The organism is Halomonas shantousis (assembly GCF_054654615.1).
Window position 1 is genome coordinate 1,684,873 of the sequence record NZ_BAAIER010000002.1, and the last position, 20,116, is coordinate 1,704,988.

The 20,116-nt window shown below is 63.9% G+C and carries 17 protein-coding genes; 12 read left to right on the top strand and 5 right to left on the bottom strand.

The window, feature by feature from the left end; translation table 11 throughout:
- Window positions 1–42: 42 nt before the first annotated feature.
- From ispE to ACYQ12_RS08205, 3 genes are read right to left on the bottom strand one after another with little or no spacing between them, the layout of a single operon-like run.
- Window positions 43–897, bottom strand: a complete 855-nt coding sequence (gene ispE, locus ACYQ12_RS08195; RefSeq protein ID WP_459870034.1) for a 4-(cytidine 5'-diphospho)-2-C-methyl-D-erythritol kinase — start codon at window positions 895–897, stop codon at window positions 43–45.
- Complete coding sequence (gene lolB / locus ACYQ12_RS08200; RefSeq protein WP_459870037.1) at window positions 894–1,511, bottom strand: lipoprotein insertase outer membrane protein LolB; 618 nt, start codon at window positions 1,509–1,511, stop codon at window positions 894–896. Before lolB ends, ispE begins: the two co-directional genes overlap by 4 nt.
- The gene (locus ACYQ12_RS08205) at window positions 1,511–3,208 is read right to left on the bottom strand and encodes a tetratricopeptide repeat protein (protein WP_459870039.1); all 1,698 of its coding nucleotides are present in this window, start codon (window positions 3,206–3,208) and stop codon (window positions 1,511–1,513) included. The genes lolB and ACYQ12_RS08205 overlap by 1 nt, the downstream gene beginning before the upstream one ends.
- A gap of 340 nt (window positions 3,209–3,548) precedes the next feature.
- Here ACYQ12_RS08205 and hemA point away from each other — a divergent pair, with 340 nt between their 5' ends.
- The 8 genes from hemA (at window position 3,549) to ACYQ12_RS08245 (ending at window position 12,660) form a co-directional block, all read left to right on the top strand.
- Complete coding sequence (gene hemA / locus ACYQ12_RS08210; protein WP_459870042.1) at window positions 3,549–4,823, top strand: glutamyl-tRNA reductase; 1,275 nt, start codon at window positions 3,549–3,551, stop codon at window positions 4,821–4,823.
- Window positions 4,820–5,905, top strand: a complete 1,086-nt coding sequence (gene prfA / locus ACYQ12_RS08215) for a peptide chain release factor 1 (protein WP_459870045.1) — start codon at window positions 4,820–4,822, stop codon at window positions 5,903–5,905. Before hemA ends, prfA begins: the two co-directional genes overlap by 4 nt.
- A complete protein-coding gene (gene prmC / locus ACYQ12_RS08220; protein ID WP_459870048.1) occupies window positions 5,905–6,765 on the top strand; it encodes a peptide chain release factor N(5)-glutamine methyltransferase in 861 nt (286 codons plus the stop codon). The genes prfA and prmC overlap by 1 nt, the downstream gene beginning before the upstream one ends.
- Before the next feature lie 172 nt (window positions 6,766–6,937).
- Complete coding sequence (locus ACYQ12_RS08225) at window positions 6,938–7,438, top strand: Lrp/AsnC ligand binding domain-containing protein (protein ID WP_459870050.1); 501 nt, start codon at window positions 6,938–6,940, stop codon at window positions 7,436–7,438.
- A 34-nt stretch (window positions 7,439–7,472) separates the two neighbouring features.
- A complete protein-coding gene (locus ACYQ12_RS08230) occupies window positions 7,473–8,228 on the top strand; it encodes a HesA/MoeB/ThiF family protein (protein ID WP_459874483.1) in 756 nt (251 codons plus the stop codon).
- A 259-nt stretch (window positions 8,229–8,487) separates the two neighbouring features.
- A complete protein-coding gene (locus tag ACYQ12_RS08235; protein ID WP_459870053.1) occupies window positions 8,488–9,780 on the top strand; it encodes an NAD(P)/FAD-dependent oxidoreductase in 1,293 nt (430 codons plus the stop codon).
- Window positions 9,781–9,933: 153 nt separating this feature from the next.
- Window positions 9,934–11,298 carry a glutamine synthetase family protein gene (locus ACYQ12_RS08240; protein ID WP_459870056.1) on the top strand — a complete coding sequence of 455 codons (1,365 nt, stop codon included), beginning with the start codon at window positions 9,934–9,936 and terminating at the stop codon, window positions 11,296–11,298.
- Between the two features lie 45 nt (window positions 11,299–11,343).
- Window positions 11,344–12,660, top strand: coding sequence for an NAD(P)/FAD-dependent oxidoreductase (locus tag ACYQ12_RS08245; RefSeq protein WP_459870059.1), 1,317 nt, complete (start codon window positions 11,344–11,346; stop codon window positions 12,658–12,660).
- A 94-nt stretch (window positions 12,661–12,754) separates the two neighbouring features.
- On the opposite strand, the gene ACYQ12_RS08250 is transcribed toward ACYQ12_RS08245, so the two are convergent.
- Window positions 12,755–14,134, bottom strand: coding sequence for a glutamine synthetase family protein (locus tag ACYQ12_RS08250; RefSeq protein WP_459870062.1), 1,380 nt, complete (start codon window positions 14,132–14,134; stop codon window positions 12,755–12,757).
- Between the two features lie 239 nt (window positions 14,135–14,373).
- Here ACYQ12_RS08250 and ACYQ12_RS08255 point away from each other — a divergent pair, with 239 nt between their 5' ends.
- On the top strand, window positions 14,374–15,867 hold the full coding sequence (locus tag ACYQ12_RS08255) for an aldehyde dehydrogenase (RefSeq protein ID WP_459870065.1): 1,494 nt from the start codon (window positions 14,374–14,376) through the stop codon (window positions 15,865–15,867).
- A gap of 73 nt (window positions 15,868–15,940) precedes the next feature.
- Here the strand turns inward: ACYQ12_RS08255 and ACYQ12_RS08260 are convergent, their stop codons facing one another.
- Window positions 15,941–17,206: a 6-phosphofructokinase gene (locus tag ACYQ12_RS08260; protein WP_459870067.1), complete on the bottom strand. Its 1,266-nt coding sequence runs from the start codon at window positions 17,204–17,206 to the stop codon at window positions 15,941–15,943.
- Between the two features lie 178 nt (window positions 17,207–17,384).
- On the opposite strand from ACYQ12_RS08260, the gene mpl reads away from it, so the two are divergent.
- From mpl to ACYQ12_RS08275, 3 genes are all read left to right on the top strand, one after another.
- Window positions 17,385–18,752 (top strand): UDP-N-acetylmuramate:L-alanyl-gamma-D-glutamyl-meso-diaminopimelate ligase, encoded by a 1,368-nt coding sequence (gene mpl, locus ACYQ12_RS08265; protein ID WP_459870069.1) that lies wholly within the window; start codon window positions 17,385–17,387, stop codon window positions 18,750–18,752.
- Window positions 18,745–19,383, top strand: coding sequence for a flavin prenyltransferase UbiX (locus ACYQ12_RS08270; RefSeq protein WP_459870072.1), 639 nt, complete (start codon window positions 18,745–18,747; stop codon window positions 19,381–19,383). The genes mpl and ACYQ12_RS08270 overlap by 8 nt, the downstream gene beginning before the upstream one ends.
- A 105-nt stretch (window positions 19,384–19,488) precedes the next feature.
- Entirely contained in the window at window positions 19,489–20,112 is a 624-nt protein-coding gene (locus ACYQ12_RS08275; RefSeq protein WP_459870075.1) for a LysE family translocator, read from the top strand.
- The last annotated feature ends 4 nt before the right edge of the window (window positions 20,113–20,116 follow it).

Below are 20,116 nucleotides of genomic sequence, written 5' to 3' on the forward strand. Positions count from 1 at the left end.
CGTCGCTGCTCTCTTCCGATGCCGTGAAAGCAGGCAGAACGATCAGTCGTTCGCCTTGGCATCGAGAGCATTATGGAGAGGGGATGTGTTGCAGCCACGCGCCTTGAAGGCAAGCCAGTCACCACGAACACGGCGTAGAATTCTATCGGCGGCCTCTTCGCTCGTCAAGGGACAGAACAGGCAGGCGCCGGTACCGGTCAACATCGCCGGGCCGAAATGTCCAAGCCACTCAAGCGCCTGGTCAACGGCTGGATAGAGCCGTCGCACCACGATTTCACAATCGTTGCGCCATCCGCATCCCCCCTGCAATGCGCGCGCCATACTAATTGGCGAGGTGTCGCGTGTCAATTCAGCGTGACGGAACACGGAGGGCGTGGAGACCGACACGCCGGGGTGCACGACGACGAACCAGGGGGTGTCGAGCGCAACGGGAGTGAGTCTCTCGCCGATACCTTCCGCCCATGCCGCCTTGCCGTGCACGAACACCGGTACATCCGCGCCGAGCGTCAGACCGAGGTCGGCCAGTGCATCGAGCGACAGTCCCAGTTGCCATAGCCGGTTCAGAGCGAGCAGGGTCGTCGCGGCGTTGGAGCTGCCACCGCCGAGCCCGCCGCCCATCGGCAGGCGCTTGTCGAGGCGGATGTCGGCGCCAAACCGGCGTCCGCTGACCTGCTGCAGCAGACCGGCGGCACGCATGATCAGATTGTCCTGAGGGGCAACGCCGGTGAGCGAGGGGGTCAACTGGATGTGACCGTCCTCGCGAGGTGAAAAATGCAGCGTGTCACCATGGTCGAGAAACTGAAACAGGGTCTGCAGCTCGTGATACCCATCGGGACGTTGTCCGACGATATGCAGCATCCGGTTGAGCTTGGCCGGTGCCGGCAGGGTCAGCATCATCGAGTCTCTTCCGCCTCGCGAGACGCCAGGTTCCAGTCATTGATCACCAGCGTGGCGTGCAGATCGTCATAGGTCATGAACAGGCGCTGAGGCAGCCACAATCCACCGGCATCAGTCCAGGCGCTGTATTCGATATTCCAGCCGGCCTGATGCAAGCGTGTCGGAAAACCGAGCTCGTCGGTCACCAGCTCATGAGGCATGTCGGGTGTCGGCAGCCCGCGTATCCAGTAATCGAGCGCAGAGATCGGCAGTGACCAGCCCAGTTGTTCATGCATCAGGGCTTCGGGACTGTCGGCATGGAATTCGCCGTTTCCAGTCGTCAGGCTGACCTGACCCGGACGGCCCTCCAGTACGCTGCGGCCGGTGCCGAAGGGGCCGCTGAGCAACATGCGGTAATGGCCGGGACGCTGCGTCCAGTCGAGGTTGGCACCGGTGGTGTCGTCGGGCGTGCGAAGCCCGACCTTGCCGGCCAGGGACCAGCTCTGCAGGGCTTCGAGACGGGGCTTCTGGCGCTGCCAATCATCCACCTGGCGCGTCACGTCGGGGCCGGGCGATTGGGTCGCGCAACCGGTAACAAGCAGGAGAATGACGAAAAGGGTGATCAGGCGTGACATCAAGGCGTTTCCGGGGCTTGGGTGGGCGTGAGAGCTTCGGTGGGCGTAGGCGCCAGGCGCGGTTCCTGCTGGAGAAGGGCATCGATGGCGGGATGTTCGGCAAAACGGGCCAAGGTGTCAGCGACAATGGCGCGGGCCTCGTCCTTCTGTCCTAGATGCCACAGCACTTCCGCGAGGTGGGCGGCGATCTCCTGATCGGGCTGTTTGCGGAAGGCTTCCTGAAGATAGGGCAGGGCACGCTCGAGGTTGCCGAGCTGGTAGTGTACCCAGCCCAGGCTGTCGAGAATCGCGGCACTTTCCGGCTCCAGCCGGTGGGCTCTCTCGATCAGGGCCAGGGCCTCCTCGTTCCGGTCGGTTTCACTGGCCAGGGTGTAGCCTAGTGCGTTCAGGGCCTCGCTGTTGTCAGGCTCCTGATCGATGATGACGCGCAGGTCCTGCTCCATGGTGTCCAGATCGCCCTGACCGTAGGCGCGCATGGCTCGCATGTAGCGCAGCTCGGTATCGTCGGGATCATCGAGCAGGGCGCGGTCGAGCAGAGCATTGGCAGCTTCCGTTCTGTCCCTGGCGTCGAACAGTTCCATCTCGAGGCGTAGCAGGTCGATCCGCTGGGACGGGTGACGCAGACGCTCGATATGCAGAAAGGCATGTGCATCCAGCTCACGATCCGCTTCGACCAGCATGTGGGCGGCTCGCGCTCGGGCATCGAGGAAGCCTTCTCCGGGCGGCACCTGACGATAATAGAGCAGGGCGTTATCGATCTCTCCGGCCTGTTCGGCAATGGCGCCCAGCAGAATGTAGGCTGCCGACGGCGTCTCGTCGCGGTCGAGCAGAGGCAGCAGAAGACGGCGTGCCGTCGCGGGAGCCTCGCCGTCGAGAAACATCTGGGCCAGCGCCATGCGCAGCATGGGGCTGTCGTCATGGCTGGCGAGAATGCGCTCGCTCTGGATCTCGGCCTCTGCGATCTGGCCCAGCGCAAGATAGGCCTGCGCCAGGGCGAGAGTGAGGCGGCTGTCGTCAGGCGCTTGTGTCAGGCCGCGGCTAGCGGCGTCACGTGCCTTCTCATACTGATGGGTCTGCATGGCGATGCTGGCCCGCACCAGCCACAATTCCGCCAGATCGGGCTGACTTTCGGCCAGTCGGGCCAGTCGGTGATCGGCAGCGCCGGGTTCACCATTGGCCGTCTCGAGCAGCGCGGTGGCCAGCTGAGCATCGGCGTGCTGAGGATTGGCCTCGGCAAAGGGGCGCAACTCGGCGAGCAGGGGCGTGGGGTCGGCGTGGCTGTCGATGGCCAGTTCGGCCAGCGAGGTCAGCTCCGCCTCCTGGCCACGCCTGGCCAGGGCCAGGCGCTGCTCGAAGGCTTGCTTCCAGTCGCCACGCTGCAGCGCCAGACTGGAGAGAAGGCGTGCAGGCAACTCGCTCTGCGGAGCGAGCCCCTGCCAGTGCCGTGCGGCGCGCTCGAGAAGCGGCTGATCATTGGCGTAACGCGCCGCGAGAGTGGCGCGCTCGGCGAGCTGGGGCGAACCATAGCGCTCGGTGGCCTGGAGGTAACCGCGTGCCGCCTGCTGATAGTCGCCGCGCTGGCCTGCCATTTCAGCCAGCATCACCTCCCGCAGCCCGGCGGCATCGAACCCCTGAGTGACGGGCGGGGCGTCGGCCAGCGGATCGTCCAGGGTCAGAAAGCTCCGCGAAGGGTCCATGCTCTGGCATCCCGTGAGCCATGATGCCAGTGCCGTGGCAGCCAATGCCGTGGCGGTCAATGTCAAGCGTGAGCGCATGCCACCCTCGTATCCGGTCAAGTGATTCCAGCATACCGGCTTGGCTGCAAGGGGCAAAGCGCCTCATGAGCGAAGCGCCCATGACGCGGCGTAACATCACGTGAGCACCGCTCATCCCATGGCGCACCTCCCTATGGTAGAATGCCTGTCCCCGACAGGACGGTCCGGGCTGGTAAACCGGTGTGGTCGCCCTCACATCGCCTGACATGGCACATAATGCCGATCGACGCTCATAAAGCGACATATTGATGACCGTGATTTCATGACGCTTCTCGCCCTGGGAATCAACCATAAGACGGCTGCCGTCGAGGTGCGCGAGCAGGTGGCGTTCACGCCAACTCAGCTCGAGTCCGCCCTTGCCCAGCTGAAAAGCTTGCCTCATGTGCAGGAGGCAGCCGTGCTGTCGACTTGCAACCGTACCGAACTCTACTGTGTCACCGGCGACCGAGGAGAGCGTCAAGTCCTCGACTGGCTGAGCGACTTCCATCGTCTGCCGGTGGAGTCGCTGGTGCACTGTGCCTACCACTATCTGGACGGTGAGGCGGCACGGCATCTGATGCGGGTTGCCGCCGGTCTGGACTCCATGGTGCTGGGCGAGCCGCAGATCCTCGGCCAGCTCAAGGACGCCTACCAGGTGGCGCGTTCCTGCGCCGGGCTGGGGGGCGAGCTCGAGCGCCTGTTCCAGCACACCTTTGCCGTGGCCAAGCAGGTGCGCACCGAAACCGGCATTGGCGAGAACCCGGTATCGGTCGCCTACGCTGCCGTGAGCCTTGCCAGTCACATCTTCGACGATTTTACGCGCGCTCGCGCTCTGCTGATCGGAGCGGGTGAAACGATCGAGCTTGTGGCAAGGCACCTGCACGAGGCGGGCATCCGCGGCCTGACCGTAGCCAACCGCACACGGGAGCGGGCCGAGCGTCTGGCGCAGGAGTTCGACGCCGCAGCGATCGAGCTGTCCGAGATTCCCCACGCGCTGGAGCGGGCCGATATCGTCATCGCTTCCACCGCCAGTCCTCTGCCGATCCTGGGCAAGGGCATGGTGGAGCGTGCCCTCAAGGTGCGCCGCCACCGCCCGATGTTCATGGTCGATATTGCCGTGCCGCGGGACATCGAGCCCCAGGTGGGCGAGCTCGACGACGTCTTTCTGTACAGCGTCGACGACCTGCAGGAGGTCATTGCGGAAAACCGCCGGCACCGTGAAGTGGCGGCGCAACAGGCCGAGGCCCTGATCGAGCTGGGGGTCGATAAATGGCTGCACGAGCGTCGCGTGCGCGGGGCCGGCGATCTCATTCGACGCTATCGTGAGCAGGCCGAGACGCTGCGTGTGTCGGCCGAGGCTCAGGCCTTGTCGCAACTGGCGCGGGGAGACGATCCCGAGAAGGTGCTCAAGCGGCTGTCCCGTCAGTTGACCAACAAGCTGATGCACGGCCCGACGCAGCGTCTGCGCGAAGCCTCCGGCGCCGAGCGCCACGATATCATTCAGGCGGCCGATGCTCTGCTGATCGATCCGGCCGCGCCGACACAGGATCCTGCATGAAAGAGACATTGCGCCAACGGCTCGAGGCTTTCCACGACCGTTTCGAGGAGCTTGCCGTGCTGCTTTCGGAGCCGGACGTGATCACGGACCAGGCCCGCTTCCGGGACTACTCGCGCGAGTATGCGGAACTGGAGCCGCTGATCGAGGCGTGGCGTACCTATCTGCGTACCGAGGCGGATATCGAGGACGCCGAGCAGATGCGCCAGGATAGCGATGTCGAAATGCGCGAGCTGGCCGAGGAGGAGTGGCTGGCGGCACGCAAGCGCCAGGCCGAGCTGGAGGAAGAGGTCAAGCGGCTGCTGGTGCCCAAGGATCCGGACGACGAGCATAACGTGTTCCTCGAGGTGCGTGCCGGTACGGGAGGTGACGAGGCGGCGCTGTTCGCGGGGGACCTGTTTCGCATGTATTCACGCTACGGCGAGAAACAGGGGTGGAAGCTCGAGATCATCAGTGCCAGCCATGGCGAGCAGGGCGGGTACAAGGAGATCATCGCCCGAGTGCGCGGCGATGGCGTTTACGCCCGGCTCAAGTTCGAATCCGGGGCGCACCGCGTGCAGCGCGTGCCGGCTACCGAATCCCAGGGGCGCATTCACACCTCCGCCTGCACCGTCGCGGTGATGCCCGAAGCGGACGAGGTCGGCGACGTGGACATCAATGCCAACGATCTGCGTGTCGATACCTTTCGTTCCAGCGGGGCCGGCGGTCAGCACGTCAACACCACCGACTCTGCGATCCGCATCACCCACCTGCCGACGGGGCTGGTGGTCGAGTGTCAGGAGGAGCGCAGCCAGCACAAGAACCGCGCCAAGGCGATGTCGTTGCTGGCTGCTCGTCTCAAGCAGGCGGCAATCGACAGTCAGCGCCAGCAGCAGGCCGATGCCCGCCGCTCGCTGGTGGGTTCCGGGGATCGCAGCGAGCGCATTCGCACCTACAACTTTCCTCAAGGGCGCATCACCGACCATCGCATCAATCTGACGCTCTACAAGCTCAACGAGGTGATGACCGGCGAGCTCGACGAGATCATCGGTCCTCTGGTCAACGAGTATCAGGCCGAACAACTCGCTGCCTTGCAGCTTGGCTGATGCGTATCGACCGTCTGCTGACTCTCGCCGCCGCCCGTCTTCAAGCGGAGGGTTCGCCCACGCCGCGCCTCGACGCCGAGGTGCTGATGATGGATGCCACCGGTCGTGACCGGGTCTGGCTGTATGCCTGGGGCGACCGGGAGCTGCAAGGATTCGAGCGTGCGCGCTTCGAGGCGCTGGTGGCGGCACGAGCCATCGGCCATCCCGTGGCCTACCTGATCGGCGAGCGAGAGTTCTGGGGGCTGGCCCTGACGACCTCGGAGTCGACGCTGATTCCGCGTCCGGATACCGAATGCCTGGTCGAAGCGGCGCTGGCGCGTACGGCTTCACCTCGAGGAGACATGCTCGATCTGGGCACGGGCACCGGCGCGATTGCCCTGGCCTTTGCCAGCGAGCGACCCGGGTGGCGGGTGCTGGGTGTCGATCGGGTGGCGGAGGCGGTGCAGCTCGCGCGTCTCAATGCCGAACGCCTGGGGATCGACAATGCGCGCTTCGCACAGAGCGACTGGTTCGCGGCCATCGCGTCGGAGCGCTTCGATCTGATCGCTTCCAATCCCCCCTATCTTGCCGATAACGACTGCCATCTGGAGCGGGGCGATGTGCGCTTCGAACCGCGTTCCGCCCTGGTGGCGAAGGAAGCCGGCCTGGCGGATCTGCATTTTCTGATACGGGCGGCACGTGAGCATCTCGAGCCCGGCGGCTGGCTGCTGCTCGAGCACGGCATGGCCCAGGGAGTACCCGTGCGCGAGGCGCTGACGGCGGCCGGCTACCACGCGGTCACGACGCTTCCCGATCTGGCCGGTCATGAGCGCGTCAGCCTGGGGCAATATCAACCGACGGAATATCAACCGACGGTATGACAGGCGATTGCGTTCCGTCACATTCAGCGTCGTCTGGAGCCGTGACCTTGGAGTGTGTTAGTAATAGATTTTTGCCCATCACGTTGAGATGCGGTGCGGTCGATCGTGACGCCGATGCGTGCTGTGGGCAGAGTATCGTTCTGTTTATTCATCGGCTGGGAACAGAATTATAATGAAAGCCAAAACCCGTTCGCTGGATCGTATCGATCTCAACATCCTGCGTTGCCTGCAGGACAACGCTCGCATTTCCTATGTCGATCTGGCCGCCAAGGTCGGGTTGTCGACGACGCCCTGCCTGGAGCGTGTCAAGCGTCTGGAGCGTGCCGGTATCATCCGCGGCTACAAGGCCGTGCTGGATCCCAGGGCGCTGAAGGCCAATCTGCTGGTATTCGTCGAGATCAGCCTCGAGACGCAGTCGCCCGCCGTGTTCGACGAGTTTCGGCGCGCCGTGGCCAGGCTGCCGCAGATTCAGGAATGTCATCTGGTCTCGGGCCAGTTCGACTACATTCTCAAATGCCGCATTCCCGAAATGTCGGCCTACCGGCAACTGCTGGGTGATGTGGTACTGACACTGCCGGGCGTGAAGGAGTCGAAGAGCTATGTGGTGATGGAGGAGGTCAAGGAGGAGTTCTCGCTCTACATTCCCGATATTCACCAGCTCGACGAGAAATGAGTCGTGCGCTACAGGAGCCGAGTCCATGCCCTCGATGAATGACGAAGCGTTGCTGCGTTATAGCCGTCAGATCATGCTCGAACAGATCGAGATCGAAGGGCAGCAGCGGTTGCTGGATTCCCATGTGCTGATCGTGGGGGCCGGAGGGTTGGGGTCTCCCGCAGCACTGTATCTGGCCGCGACCGGGGTCGGGCGGCTGACGCTGGCCGATGACGATGTGGTCGAACTGTCCAATCTGCAGCGTCAGATCGCTCATGGACAGGCGGACCTGGGCCGGCACAAGGCGGATTCCGCCGCGGAATCCGCGCGTGCGCTCAATCCGCATTGCGACGTTCAGGCGGTGACGATGCGCCTGAGCGGCGAGACCCTGTCGAATGCGGTGCGAAGCGCGGATGTGGTGCTCGATTGCACCGACCGTTTCTCCAGCCGCTTCGCCGTCAACCGGGCTTGCGTGGAAGCCGCTACCCCCTTGGTGGCGGGAGCGGCGATCCGTTTTTCCGGCCAATTGATGGTGTTCGACCCAAGTGACGAGAAATCTCCCTGTTACGCCTGTCTGTATGGGGAGCAGGGGGATGACGAAGAGCTGCGCTGCGCCGAGAACGGGGTCGTCGCTCCCCTCGTCGGCATCGTGGGTGCCTTTCAGGCCCTGGAGGCGATCAAGCTGCTTACCGGTGCCGGCACCGCGCATCAGGGGCTGTCCACTTTCGATGGGCTCCATGGCGAGTGGCGTCACTTCAAGGTCAGGCGGGATCCGCAGTGCCCGGTATGCGCAGAGCGCCGGGCGTCGTGACACCACCATGGGTGGCATGACCGAATACACCGGCGGCGCGGCTGTTTCTCACCGGGGCTGCCATGCCCACCGAGTCTACCGGGGCTGTCTCCCCCATCCGGCCCGTTCTGGGTGAATGAGGCTCGGCTGCGGACAATTCATCCGGGGACGTTTCACTACTTGACGCCGCGTAACGCTTTAATGTCAAACTAAAGCCCATGAAGCGGGCCCGCGCTGTTCGCTGGCCAACGTCGTGCCACTACGGGGCCCCTACCTGTCCATGAATATCGCTGCAGCCCTGCGTCGCCCCTCCTCCTATTACAGTGCCAGTGTGGCTGTCGATCTCGCGCCGAGTATGCCATTGACAGGCGAGGCCAGAGCGGACGTCTGCGTCGTTGGCGGCGGCGTGACCGGCTGTTCGGCCGCGCTGCATCTGGCGGAGCGCGGCTATCGCGTCGTGTTGGTGGAGGCCGGCGAGATCGGCTATGGCGCCTCGGGGCGCAGTGGCGGGCAGATCCTGCCCGGGCTGGGTACCGATATGCCGGTGATCGAGAAGGCACTGGGGCGTGAGATGGCACGCCGTACCTGGGAGTTGAGTCGGGAGTCGGTGCGCCTGACCCGGGCGCTGATCGAACGCCACGCCATTCCCTGCGATCCCGCCTGGGGCTATCTGCACGTGGCGCTCAAGCCTCGTCACGTCAGGGCGATGCGGCGCCATCAAGCCTACATGGCCGAAGTCTACGGCTACTCGGGCGAGACCTGGCTGGACGCCCCGGCACTGCGCGAGCATGTGGTCACCGATGCCTACCTGGGCGGACTCTTCGATCGCGAGGGCGGCCATCTCCATCCACTCAACTACACGCTGGGGCTGGCACGGGCCGCGCAGCAGGCGGGAGTGGCGATCCATGAACACAGTCCTGCGATACGCATCGAGCAGGAAACGCCGGCCACGGTCGTCACGGCCCACGGCCGGGTGAAGGCCGATTACGTGGTGATCGCCACCAACGCCTACCTCGAGGGGCTGGTAAACGAGATGAGCGGGCGAATCATGAAGGTGGCCAACTATATCATCGCCACCGAACCGCTCAGCGATGCGCAGGTCGCTCAGGTTCTGCCCCGCAACGATGCCGTCTCCGATGCCAACTTCGTTCTCGACTATTACCGTCTTTCCGCCGATCATCGCCTGCTTTATGGCGGTGAGGTGAGTTACAGCGGACGCGAGCCGCGTGGGTTGCGCGCCCGTATGGAAGCGAAAATGGCGAGACTGTTTCCAGTGCTCGAGGGCGTGCGCATCGATTATCGCTGGGGCGGCGATGTTGCCATTACGCGCAATCGGGCCCCGGATTTCGGCTGGCTGGGAAGCAATATCGTCTACGCCCAGGGATACTCGGGACATGGCATGTCCCTGGCGGGTCTGGCGGGGCAGTTGATGGCCGAGTCGATTGCCGGTCAGGCCGAGCGGTTCGATGTCTTTGCGGCCATGCGCCACCGCGTGTTTCCAGGCGGCGAGAGACTGCGTATCCCCCTGCTGATGCTGGCGACCCAGTTCTACAGGCTGCGCGACCTGTTGTGAATGCCGGCCGAGGAGGATTTGCAGAATCTTCACTTCACGCCGAGCCTGGAAGGCGAGAAGCTGCAGACCTTCCATCATTGTGACGCAAGTGCAGTCGCGTTGAGTCGAAAGACCGGAGGCTGCAATCCCCGGCAGGCCAGTTAAGGAATTTGTATGAGCAACCCGCAGGATCATACCCTGAACGCGTGGTTCAGCACGCATGGCATTACCGAGGTGGAATGCCTGGTCTCGGATCTGACCGGCATTCTCAAGGGCAAGATCATGCCGGCAGGCAAGTACCTCAATGGCGGTCGCCCCCGGTTGCCGGACTCCATCTTCATCCAGACGGTGACCGGGGGCTATCCCGACGATGACGATATCCGTTTCTGGAACCCGGCCGAACTCGACATGGAACTGGTGCCGGATCCCGATTCAGTGTTCCTCGTGCCCTGGGCCGACGATCCCACGGCGCAGATCATTCATGATTGCTATTACATGTCGGGCGAGCCGGTAGAACTCTCGCCGCGCCATGTCCTCAAGCATGTGCTGGCGCTCTACGCCGCGCGGGGCTGGAAGCCCATCATGGCACCGGAACTCGAGTTCTATCTGGTCAAGACCAATACCGATCCGGACTACCCTCTCGAACCGCCCGTGGGACGCAGCGGACGTCAGGAGAGCAGCCGTCAGTCGTTCTCCATCGATGCGGTCAACGAGTTCGACCCGCTGTTCGAGGACATGTACGACTACTGCGAAGCGCAGGAGCTGGACATCGATACCCTGACTCACGAAGAAGGGGCCGGCCAGATGGAGGTCAACTTTCAGCACGGCGATCCGCTGGCACTGGCCGACCAGGTGGTGATCTTCAAGCGGACGCTGCGCGAGACGGCGCTGCGCCACGGCATGTACGCCACCTTCATGGCCAAGCCGATGGCCTCGGAGCCGGGCAGTTCCATGCATCTCCATCAGAGCCTGATCGATGTCAAGACCGGCAGGAACCTGTTTGCAGGCGAAGAAGGGCGGCCGAGCAGGATGTTTCACCAGTACATCGGCGGCCTGCAGCACTACCTGCCGGCGGCGATGCCGTTTTTTGCGCCCAACGTGAACTCCTACCGACGCCTGCTGCGCAGCGAATCGAGCGGCTCGGCGCCGATCAATACCGAATGGGGGTTCGACAACCGCACGGTGGGGTTGCGCGTACCGGTAGGGGATCCCGAGGCGACCCGGGTCGAGAACCGCCTGGCCGGCGCCGACGCCAATCCCTATCTGGTCATGGCAGCCTCCCTGGCCTGCGGCTACCTGGGCATGCTGGGCCAGCTCGAGCCGCGCCCGCCGATGATCGGGTCCGCCTGGTCCGCCGGGCATACCCTGCCCGAGGACATGGGACCGGCGCTGGACGCCTTGAGCCACTGTGCGCCGCTGACCGACCTGCTGGGCGAGCGCTTCACGCGAAGCTATCTGGCGGTCAAGCGTGCCGAGCACACCGCCTATTTTCGCGTTATCAGCTCCTGGGAGCGCGAGCATCTGCTGCTCAGGGTCTGACGCCTTGCGCAGCCATTCGTCCACCATATTGCTTCAGGAAGCGCTATGTCTCCCCACGCCACGTCGCATGTCTCGGTTGCTCCCGCGCGGGAGCACGTCGCTTCCTACTATGCCGCTTCCGCCCATGCCAGTCCCGAACGTCCCGCCCTGCAAGAAACGGTACGCTACGACGTCTGTGTGATCGGCGCCGGCTTTTCCGGCATCTCTTCGGCGCTGCATCTGGCCGAGAAAGGTTACCGAGTCGTGGTGCTGGAGTCGGCCCGGGTCGGTTTCGGTGCCTCGGGACGCAACGGTGGGCAAATCGTCAATAGCTATAGCCGCGACATGGACGTGATCGAGGCGCGCTATGGCGAGGATACGGCGCGTGCGCTGGGCAGCATGGCCTTCGAAGGCAACACCATCATTCGCGAGCGGGTGGCGCGTTACGCCATTGACTGCGACCTCAAGGACGGAAGCCTCTTCGCCGCGTGCAATGCCAAGCAGTGGCGAGGGCTCATCGAGCACAAGGCGCTGTGGGAGCGCTACGGCCACGACCGTCTCGAGCTGCTGGGGGGCGATGCCTATCGCCGCGAGATCGGGTCCTCCCGTTATGTCGGCGCGCTGCTCGATCATTCGGGAGGACACGTCCATCCGCTCAATCTGGTGCTTGGCCAGGCGGCGGCCTTCGAGTCACTCGGCGGCGTCATCCACGAGCAATCACCGGTGATTGAGCTGGTTCACGGTGAGCCGGCACGTGTACGCACCTCAGCGGGCAAAGTGGTGGCCGACCATGTCGTGGTGGCCGGTAATGCCTACATGAGCGGCCTGGTTCCTCCTCTGGAGGGCAAGGCCATGCCCTGCGGAACGCAGGTGGTGGCCACCCGACCGCTGGACGAGGCGATGGCCCGGGAGCTGTTGCCGAACGATCGCTGCGTCGAGGACAGCAATTACCTGCTCGATTACTTCCGGCTGTCGGCGGATCGGCGCCTGATCTATGGCGGTGGGGTGAACTATGGCGGTCAGGATCCGGCGAGCATCGAAAGCGTGATCCGGCCCAAGCTGGAAAAGACCTTTCCCCAACTCGGGGGGATCGCGCTGGAGTATGCCTGGAGCGGCAATTTCCTGCTGACGCTCAACCGCTTGCCCCAGTTCGGGCGACTCAACCGTAACGTGTTCTATGTCCAGGGCTATTCGGGGCACGGCGTGACCGCCACGCATCTGGCGGGACGGTTGATCGCCGAAGCGTTGTCCGGCCAGCACGAGCGGTTCGACGCCTTCGCCGGCATTCCGCATCTGCCGTTTCCCGGCGGACGTCTGTTCCAAGTGCCGTTCAGTGCATTGGGTGCCTGGTACTACCGGTTGCGGGACGGTTTGGGAGTCTGAACGATTTTATACCGTTATCTTTACTGTTCGGCCCCATTATCCAGTAAAGCGGGAATGACGGAGGGGATTCGCACAGGTTAGTCCCCTCCAGAAGTCACACGTGGCGCAGATACCAGCGGTACTCCAGAGCGCTGACGGCCTGACGCGACAGTTCGTACTCGGCGGTGCGGTTGGCGTGGTAAACCGCATGAAACGTGGAGCCGAAGAGTTCGCTCATCGGTTCGCTTTCGAGCCAGGCGTCGAGTGCCTGCGGCCAGCTGATCGGCAGACTGGGCTCCACCTGGTCATAGGCATTGCCGCGGATCGCCTCGGGAGGGGGGAGCCGGCGCGACAAGCCATGCTCGATGCCTGCGAGCAGGACGGCGACCAGTAGGTAGGGGTTGGCGTCGGCACCGGCGACGCGATGCTCGATACGCTTGGCGGCGGGCGGCCCGGAAGGGATGCGAATTGCCACCGAACGGTTGTCGTAGCCCCAGGTAGGGGCCATGGGAACGTACAGGCCGGGTTGGAAACGTCGATAGGAGTTGAGGTTGGGCGCGAAGATGGCCATCGAGGCCGGCATCAGTTCGACCAGCCCGGCGATGGCCTGCTGCAGAAGCGGACTGCCCAGCTGCGCATTGTCGGAAGTGGCGAAAACGTTGCGCCCGCTTTCATCGAGCAGGCTGATGTGTCCATGGGTGCCGTTGCCGGCTTCGCCGCCGTAGGGCTTGGCCATGAAGGTGGCCTCGAAGCCGTGATGGATCGCTACGCCCTTGATCAGTCGCTTGAGCATTACTGCCTCGTCGCAGGCGCGCAGGGCATCGTCGCGGTGCAGGAGATTGATCTCGAACTGACCCGGCGCGCACTCCTTGAGGGCAGTGTCGATAGGCAGGCCCTGTGCCTGGGCGGCCTCGGTGACCTCTTCGAGAAAGTCGGCGTATTCGTCGAGCTCGGCTACCGAGTAGAGCTGGCTCTGGCTGGCGCGCTCGCCTGTCATGGGAGAGCGCGGCGGCTGAGGCAGGCCGGAGCCGTCACGCTCACGGTCGACCAGATAGAATTCCAGTTCGACGGCGACGACCGGCTGCAGTCCCTTGGCGGTGAAGCGCGACAACACGCGTGCCAGAACCTGGCGAGGGTCGCATTCGAAAGGGCGGCCATCGGGCTCTTCCATGGTCATCAGCATCTGGGCCTGATGGCCGCGCCGGGACCAGGGGACACGAACCAGCGTACCGGCAACGGGACGGCAGGCGCGATCGCCGTCACCGCTGGCCAGCCCCAGGCCGGTTTCCTCGACCGTATTGCCGCAGATGTCGAGTGCGAACAGGGAGGCCGGAAGATGCATGCCGACTTCCAGTACATGCAGCAGATTGTCACGGGGAACGCGCTTGCCGCGTAGTACGCCGTTCAGATCACTGATCAACAGGTCGATGCTGTCGACCTCGGGATGAAGCTCCAGAAACGCCCTGGCCTCGGCATCGCAATGGCTGGCCGTCATGGGGGGTTACCTATCAGAGGGAAGGAGAATCTGCCCATCTTTCAGTGACCTCCGACGCTTGTCAATGTCGATGTTTCGCTTGCGTCGGAGCGCTCGATTAACGCTATAGTCACGTCAGCGGGCTTGGCGCCGGTCGGAACATCGCGGTCGCAAGCCGGCAGGCACACGCCAAGCATCGCCATATCCGCCGATAGCAAGGGCATCGGTCAATCCATGCAGGATCCATGCGGGCCGGAAAAATGCACAAGACTCATGCCGAATGGCAAGCGCTTGCGGGAGCGCTGTCCGTTGAAACCCGAGCGTTCATCGGAGGGCGGTTCGTCGAAGCGGCGAATGGGGAGCGTTTTGCGACGATCAATCCCGCCACGCGCGAGACACTCGCGGACGTTGCCAGCTGTGACGATGCGGATGCCGATGTCGCCGCCGCCCATGCGCGCGCCGCCTTTGCCGAGGGCGCATGGTCCCGGTTGGCGCCGGCGCATCGCAAGCGCATCTTGCTGCGCCTGGCAGAGCTGATGGAAATACATCGCGATGAGCTGGCGCTGCTCGACACGCTGGACATGGGCAAGCCGATCACCAGTGCTCTGGGCGATCTGGGCGGTGCCATCAACTGCATTCGGTACAATGCCGAGCTGATCGACAAGAGCTACGGCGAGGTGGCGCCGACCGATGCGGGCAGCCTGGGCCTGATCTTGAGGGAGCCGTTGGGGGTGGTCGCCGCCATCGTTCCCTGGAATTTTCCCATGATGATGGCGGCCTGGAAGATCGGACCCGCCCTGGCAGCGGGCAACAGCGTGATTCTCAAGCCCTCCGAGAAGTCCCCGCTATCGGCGTTGCGCTTGGCTAGGCTTGCGTGTGAAGCCGGCATTCCCGACGGGGTGTTTCAGGTGCTGCCGGGGTTCGGGCATACCGTCGGCAAGGCATTGGCGCTGTCGATGGATGTCGACTGTCTGGCCTTCACCGGCTCCACGCAGGTCGGCAAGCAACTCATGCAGTACGCGGGGCAGTCCAACCTGAAGCGGGTCTATCTGGAGTGCGGCGGCAAGAGCCCCAATCTGGTGTTTGCGGACTGCTCCGATCTGGATAGCGTGGCACGCCATGCCGCCGATGCCATCTTTCACAACCAGGGTGAAGTGTGTATTGCCGGCTCCCGTCTGCTCGTGGAGAACGGCATTCGTTCCGCCTTTCTCGACAAGCTGTTGGCCCACGCACGGGAGATGCAGCCAGGTGACCCGCTCGATCCCGACAGTTACATGGGCGCCATCGTCGATGAGGCCCAGTACCGGCGGGTTCTGGACTACATTCACCGTGGTATGGCGGAGGGCGCGACGCTGCGCGCCGGCGGAGAGGTTGCGGAAGCCGGCACGCAAGGCTTCTTCGTGCCGCCGACGGTATTCGATGACGTGACGCCCGAGATGGCCATCGCTCGCGACGAGATCTTCGGCCCGGTGCTTTCCGTGTTCGGCTTCGACAGCGAGGACGAGGCCATCACGCTGGCCAACGACAGTGCCTACGGGCTTGCGGCAGGTCTGTGGAGCCAGGATGTCGATCGCATCATGCGTGTCTCGCGTCGACTGCACTCGGGGCAGGTCTTCGTCAACAACTGGGCCGGGGGCGACATGACCGTTCCCTTCGGTGGGGTCAAGCAGTCCGGTAACGGCCGTGACAAATCCCATCACTCCCTTGACGAGTACTGCAATCTCAAGACGGTCTGGATGACGCTCAAGCCCTGAACGAGGCTCAACGCAAAACCCCCGCCGAACGCTCGGCGGGGGCGGGCATTGCCTCACTGTCAGGTGTCAGGTGTCAGGTATCCATCGGGAATTCGGGCAATTTGCGCTCGACCTTGGCCTTCTTGAGCTTGGCCACCTTGGGCAGGCCGTTTTCGAACGGCGGATAGTCTTCACCTTGGATCAGCGGCTGCAGGTAGCGACGGCATGCCTCGGTGATGCCGAACCCGTCCTCGCGGATAAAGTCGCGAGGCATGAACTTCTCCTGATTGGCGACTTCCGCCAGCGGTGCAGCTTCGATGCGCCATTCGTAAGGCGCCTCGCTGACGCGCTTGATGGCCGGCATCATGGCATTCTTCCCGGCCAGGGCCAGCTTTACCGCCTCCTGGCCCACGGCGTACGCCTGCTCGACATCGGTGCGCGAGGCGATGTGGCGCGCGGCGCGCTGCAGGTAGTCGGCGACTGCCCAGTGATACTTGTAGCCCAGATCCGCCTTGACCATGTCGGCGAGTGCCGGCGCCACGCCGCCCAATTGGCGATGGCCGAAGGCATCGGTGCTGCCGGCATCGGCGAGGAAGGTGCCGTCGGCGTAGCGAGCGCCTTCGGAGACGACGACGACGCAGTAGCCGTACTTCTTTACCGCTTCCTCTACACGTGCCATGACGGCTTCACGATTGAAGTCGATCTCGGGGAAGATCACCAGGTGGGGCGGCTCGCCTTCGCCATTGCCCGCCAGGGCGCCGGCAGCAGCGATCCAGCCGGCATGGCGTCCCATGACTTCGAGAATGAAGACCTTGGTCGAGGTGGAGCACATCGAGGCGATGTCGAGAGCCGCTTCGCGGGTCGAGGTGGCGATATACTTGGCTACGCTGCCGAAGCCCGGCGAGTTGTCGGTGATCGGCAGGTCGTTGTCGACGGTCTTGGGGACATGAATCGCGGTCAGCGGATAGCCCATTTTCTCGGAGAGCTGGGAAACCTTCAGACAGGTGTCGGCGCTGTCACCGCCGCCGTTATAGAAAAAGTAGCGAATGTCGTGAGCCTTGAAGACCTCGATCAGGCGTTCATATTGGGCACGATGCGTCTCGATATCCTTGAGCTTGTAGCGGCAGGAGCCGAAGGCGCCGCCCGGTGTGTGACGCAAGGCGGCGATCGCGTCGTCGCTCTCCTGAGAAACGTCGATCAAGTCTTCGGTCAGAGCGCCGATGATGCCAAAGTTGCCGGCGTAGATTTTGCCGATCTGATCGCTGTGCTGACGGCAGGCCTCGATGACACCGCAGGCGCTGGCGTTGATCACGGCGGTCACGCCACCGGACTGGGCATAGAAGGCGTTATGCTGGGCCATGGGGCTTCCTGTGCTCCTGCTGAAAAATGGCTCGCGAATGGTAGGGTCCATCCGCATCATAGCCAAAAGCGCCGCCCTCTGCACGGCGGCCCGTTACGTTCGTGACGGCACTGGTCGCCATGCAGGCGCCATGCTAGGCTCGCTGCCAACATGGCAAGAGCGGCGGAGACTAGGCGGCATGCACCTCCATATTCTGGGAATCTGCGGTACTTTCATGGGCAGCCTGGCGCGGCTGGCGAAGGATCTGGGTCATCATGTCAGCGGCTCGGATGCCAACGTCTATCCGCCGATGAGTACCCAGCTCGAGGAGGCGGGCATCGCCCTGACCGAGGGCTTCGCTGCCGCCAATCTCGACCCACGGCCCGATCTGGTGATCATCGGCAATGCCCTGTCGCGCGGCAATCCCGAAGTCGAGGCGGTACTGGATGCCCGATTGCCTTACGTTTCGGGGCCTCAGTGGCTGGCCGAGCACGTACTGCCCGGGCGGCATGTCCTGGCCGTCGCCGGCACCCATGGCAAGACCACCACCGCCAGCATGCTGGCCTGGCTACTGGAGAGTGCGGGACTGACGCCGGGATTTTTGATCGGTGGCGTGCCGCGCAATTTCGGCGTCTCGGCACGGCTGGGGTCGCCGGAATCCCCCTTCGTGATCGAGGCTGACGAGTACGATACGGCCTTCTTCGACAAGCGCTCCAAGTTCGTGCACTACCGTCCCGATGTAGCGGTACTCAATAATCTCGAGTTCGATCACGCGGACATTTTTTCCGATCTCGCTGCCATCGAGCGCCAGTTCCATCATCTGGTGCGCACCGTGCCGTCTACGGGGCGCCTGATCGTGGCCCAGGACGAGCCGGCGCTCGAACGGGTGCTGGGACAGGGCTGCTGGACCCCGGTGGAGCGCTTTGGCGAGGCCGCGCAGAGCGACTGGCAGTATCGCCTCGAACGTGACGATGCCAGCCGTTTTCGCATCGTTCACGGTGGTGAGGATGGCGTGGTGGATTGGGCCATGACCGGCGTGCACAATGCCCGCAACGCTACCGCGGCGCTGGCCGCTGCGGCCACCTGCGGCGTGGATCTGGCACGAGGGTGTGCCGCGCTGTCGCGCTTTGCTTCGCCGCGCCGACGCCAGGAGGTGCGCGGTGAAGTCGCCAACATCCAAGTGATCGACGATTTCGCACACCATCCTACCGCCATTGCAATGACGCTCGAGGGGCTGCGTGCAGCCACCGGCAAGGGCCGCCTGCTGGCGGTGATCGAGCCGCGCTCCAACACCATGCGCTTGGGGGCCATGAAGGAACGGCTGCCCGTCAGTGTGGCCAGTGCCGACGCCGTCTGGTGGTTTCAGCCGCCAGGACTCGACTGGACACTGGACAGTCTGGTGGACGAAAGCCCCGTTCCCGCGCGTGTCGTTACCGATCTCGAGGTGCTGGTCGATGAGATCGTCGAGCAGGCGCGCCCCATGGATCGTATCGTGGTGATGTCCAACGGCGGGTTTGGCGGCGTGCATGAGCGATTGCTCAGCGCGTTGGAGGCGAAACATGGCTGAGCCGGGCCGGCAGGAAGCCTTCAGGCCACCGGTGACCGTCGCGCTGACGGGAGCTTCGGGCGTGCAGTACGGTCTGCGTCTGATCGATTGTCTGGTGGGGGCCGGGCATGAGGTCTTCGTGATGATCTCCAAGGCCGCCCACATGGTGATCAGTACCGAAACCGACGTGGCGCTGCCGGCTCAACCGACGCGGCTGGCCGAGGCCTTGGCGGCACGCTCGGGAGCGGCTCCGGGACAGATCCGCTGTTTCGGGCGTGAGGATTGGATGGCCCCGGTGGCCTCGGGATCCGGGGCACCCTCTGCCATGGTGGTCTGTCCCTGCTCGACGGGAACGCTTTCTGCAGTGGCGACCGGGGCCAGCAACAACCTGATCGAGCGAGCCGCAGATGTCGCGCTGAAGGAGCGCCGCAAGCTGATCCTGGTGCCGCGCGAGACGCCGTTTTCCGCCATCCACCTCGAGCACATGCTCGCCCTGACCCGCATGGGAGCGGTCGTTCTGCCGGCCGCACCGGGTTTCTATCATCGTCCGGCGCGTCTCGAGGACATGATCGATTTCATCGTGGCGCGCATTCTCAATCAGCTGGATATCGAGCACGCCCTGATGCCGCGCTGGGGCGAAGAGGCGTTGTAAGCGAACAGATGCCGTAGGATAGTCGATATATCGCCAGACGATAATGTAGCCAAGCGCAAGCGGATCGGCTGGCCTTTCCGGGAATGTGTCGAGAAGAGTGCTGCCATGGTCAACCTCTCTTTGTTGTCGGTGTTCGTGCCGACTTTCTTCATGGTGTCGCTGACACCGGGTATGTGCATGACGCTATCGATGACCCTGGGCATGACGGTCGGGGTCCGTCGGGCGATGTGGATGATGGCCGGGGAACTGGTCGGGGTGGGGCTGGTGGCGGTCTCGGCGGTGGTGGGGGTGGCTACGGTCATGTTGCGCTACCCGCAGTTGTTCGCCGCCTTCAAGTGGCTGGGCGGTGCCTACCTGATCTACCTGGGAATCATGATGTGGCGTTCGCGAGGACGCATGGCCATTCCTCTCGAGTCCCAGGCGTCGCCGGACGTCTCGCGCCTGCAGCTCGCCAGCCAAGGGTTCGTGACTGCCGTGGCCAACCCCAAGGGGTGGGCGTTCTTCATCGCCCTGCTGCCTCCCTTCCTCGATACCTCGCTGCCCATGGCATCGCAGCTGGCCGTGCTGGTGGGCATGATCCTGGCCATCGAGCTGAGCTGTCTTCTGCTGTACGCCGGCGGCGGCCGCACGGCCAGCCGCCTGTTGCAGCGTCGGGGAAATGTCCAGCTGCTCAATCGCGTGGCCGGCAGCCTGATGGTGATAGTGGGGTTGTGGCTGGCCTTCGGATGAACGT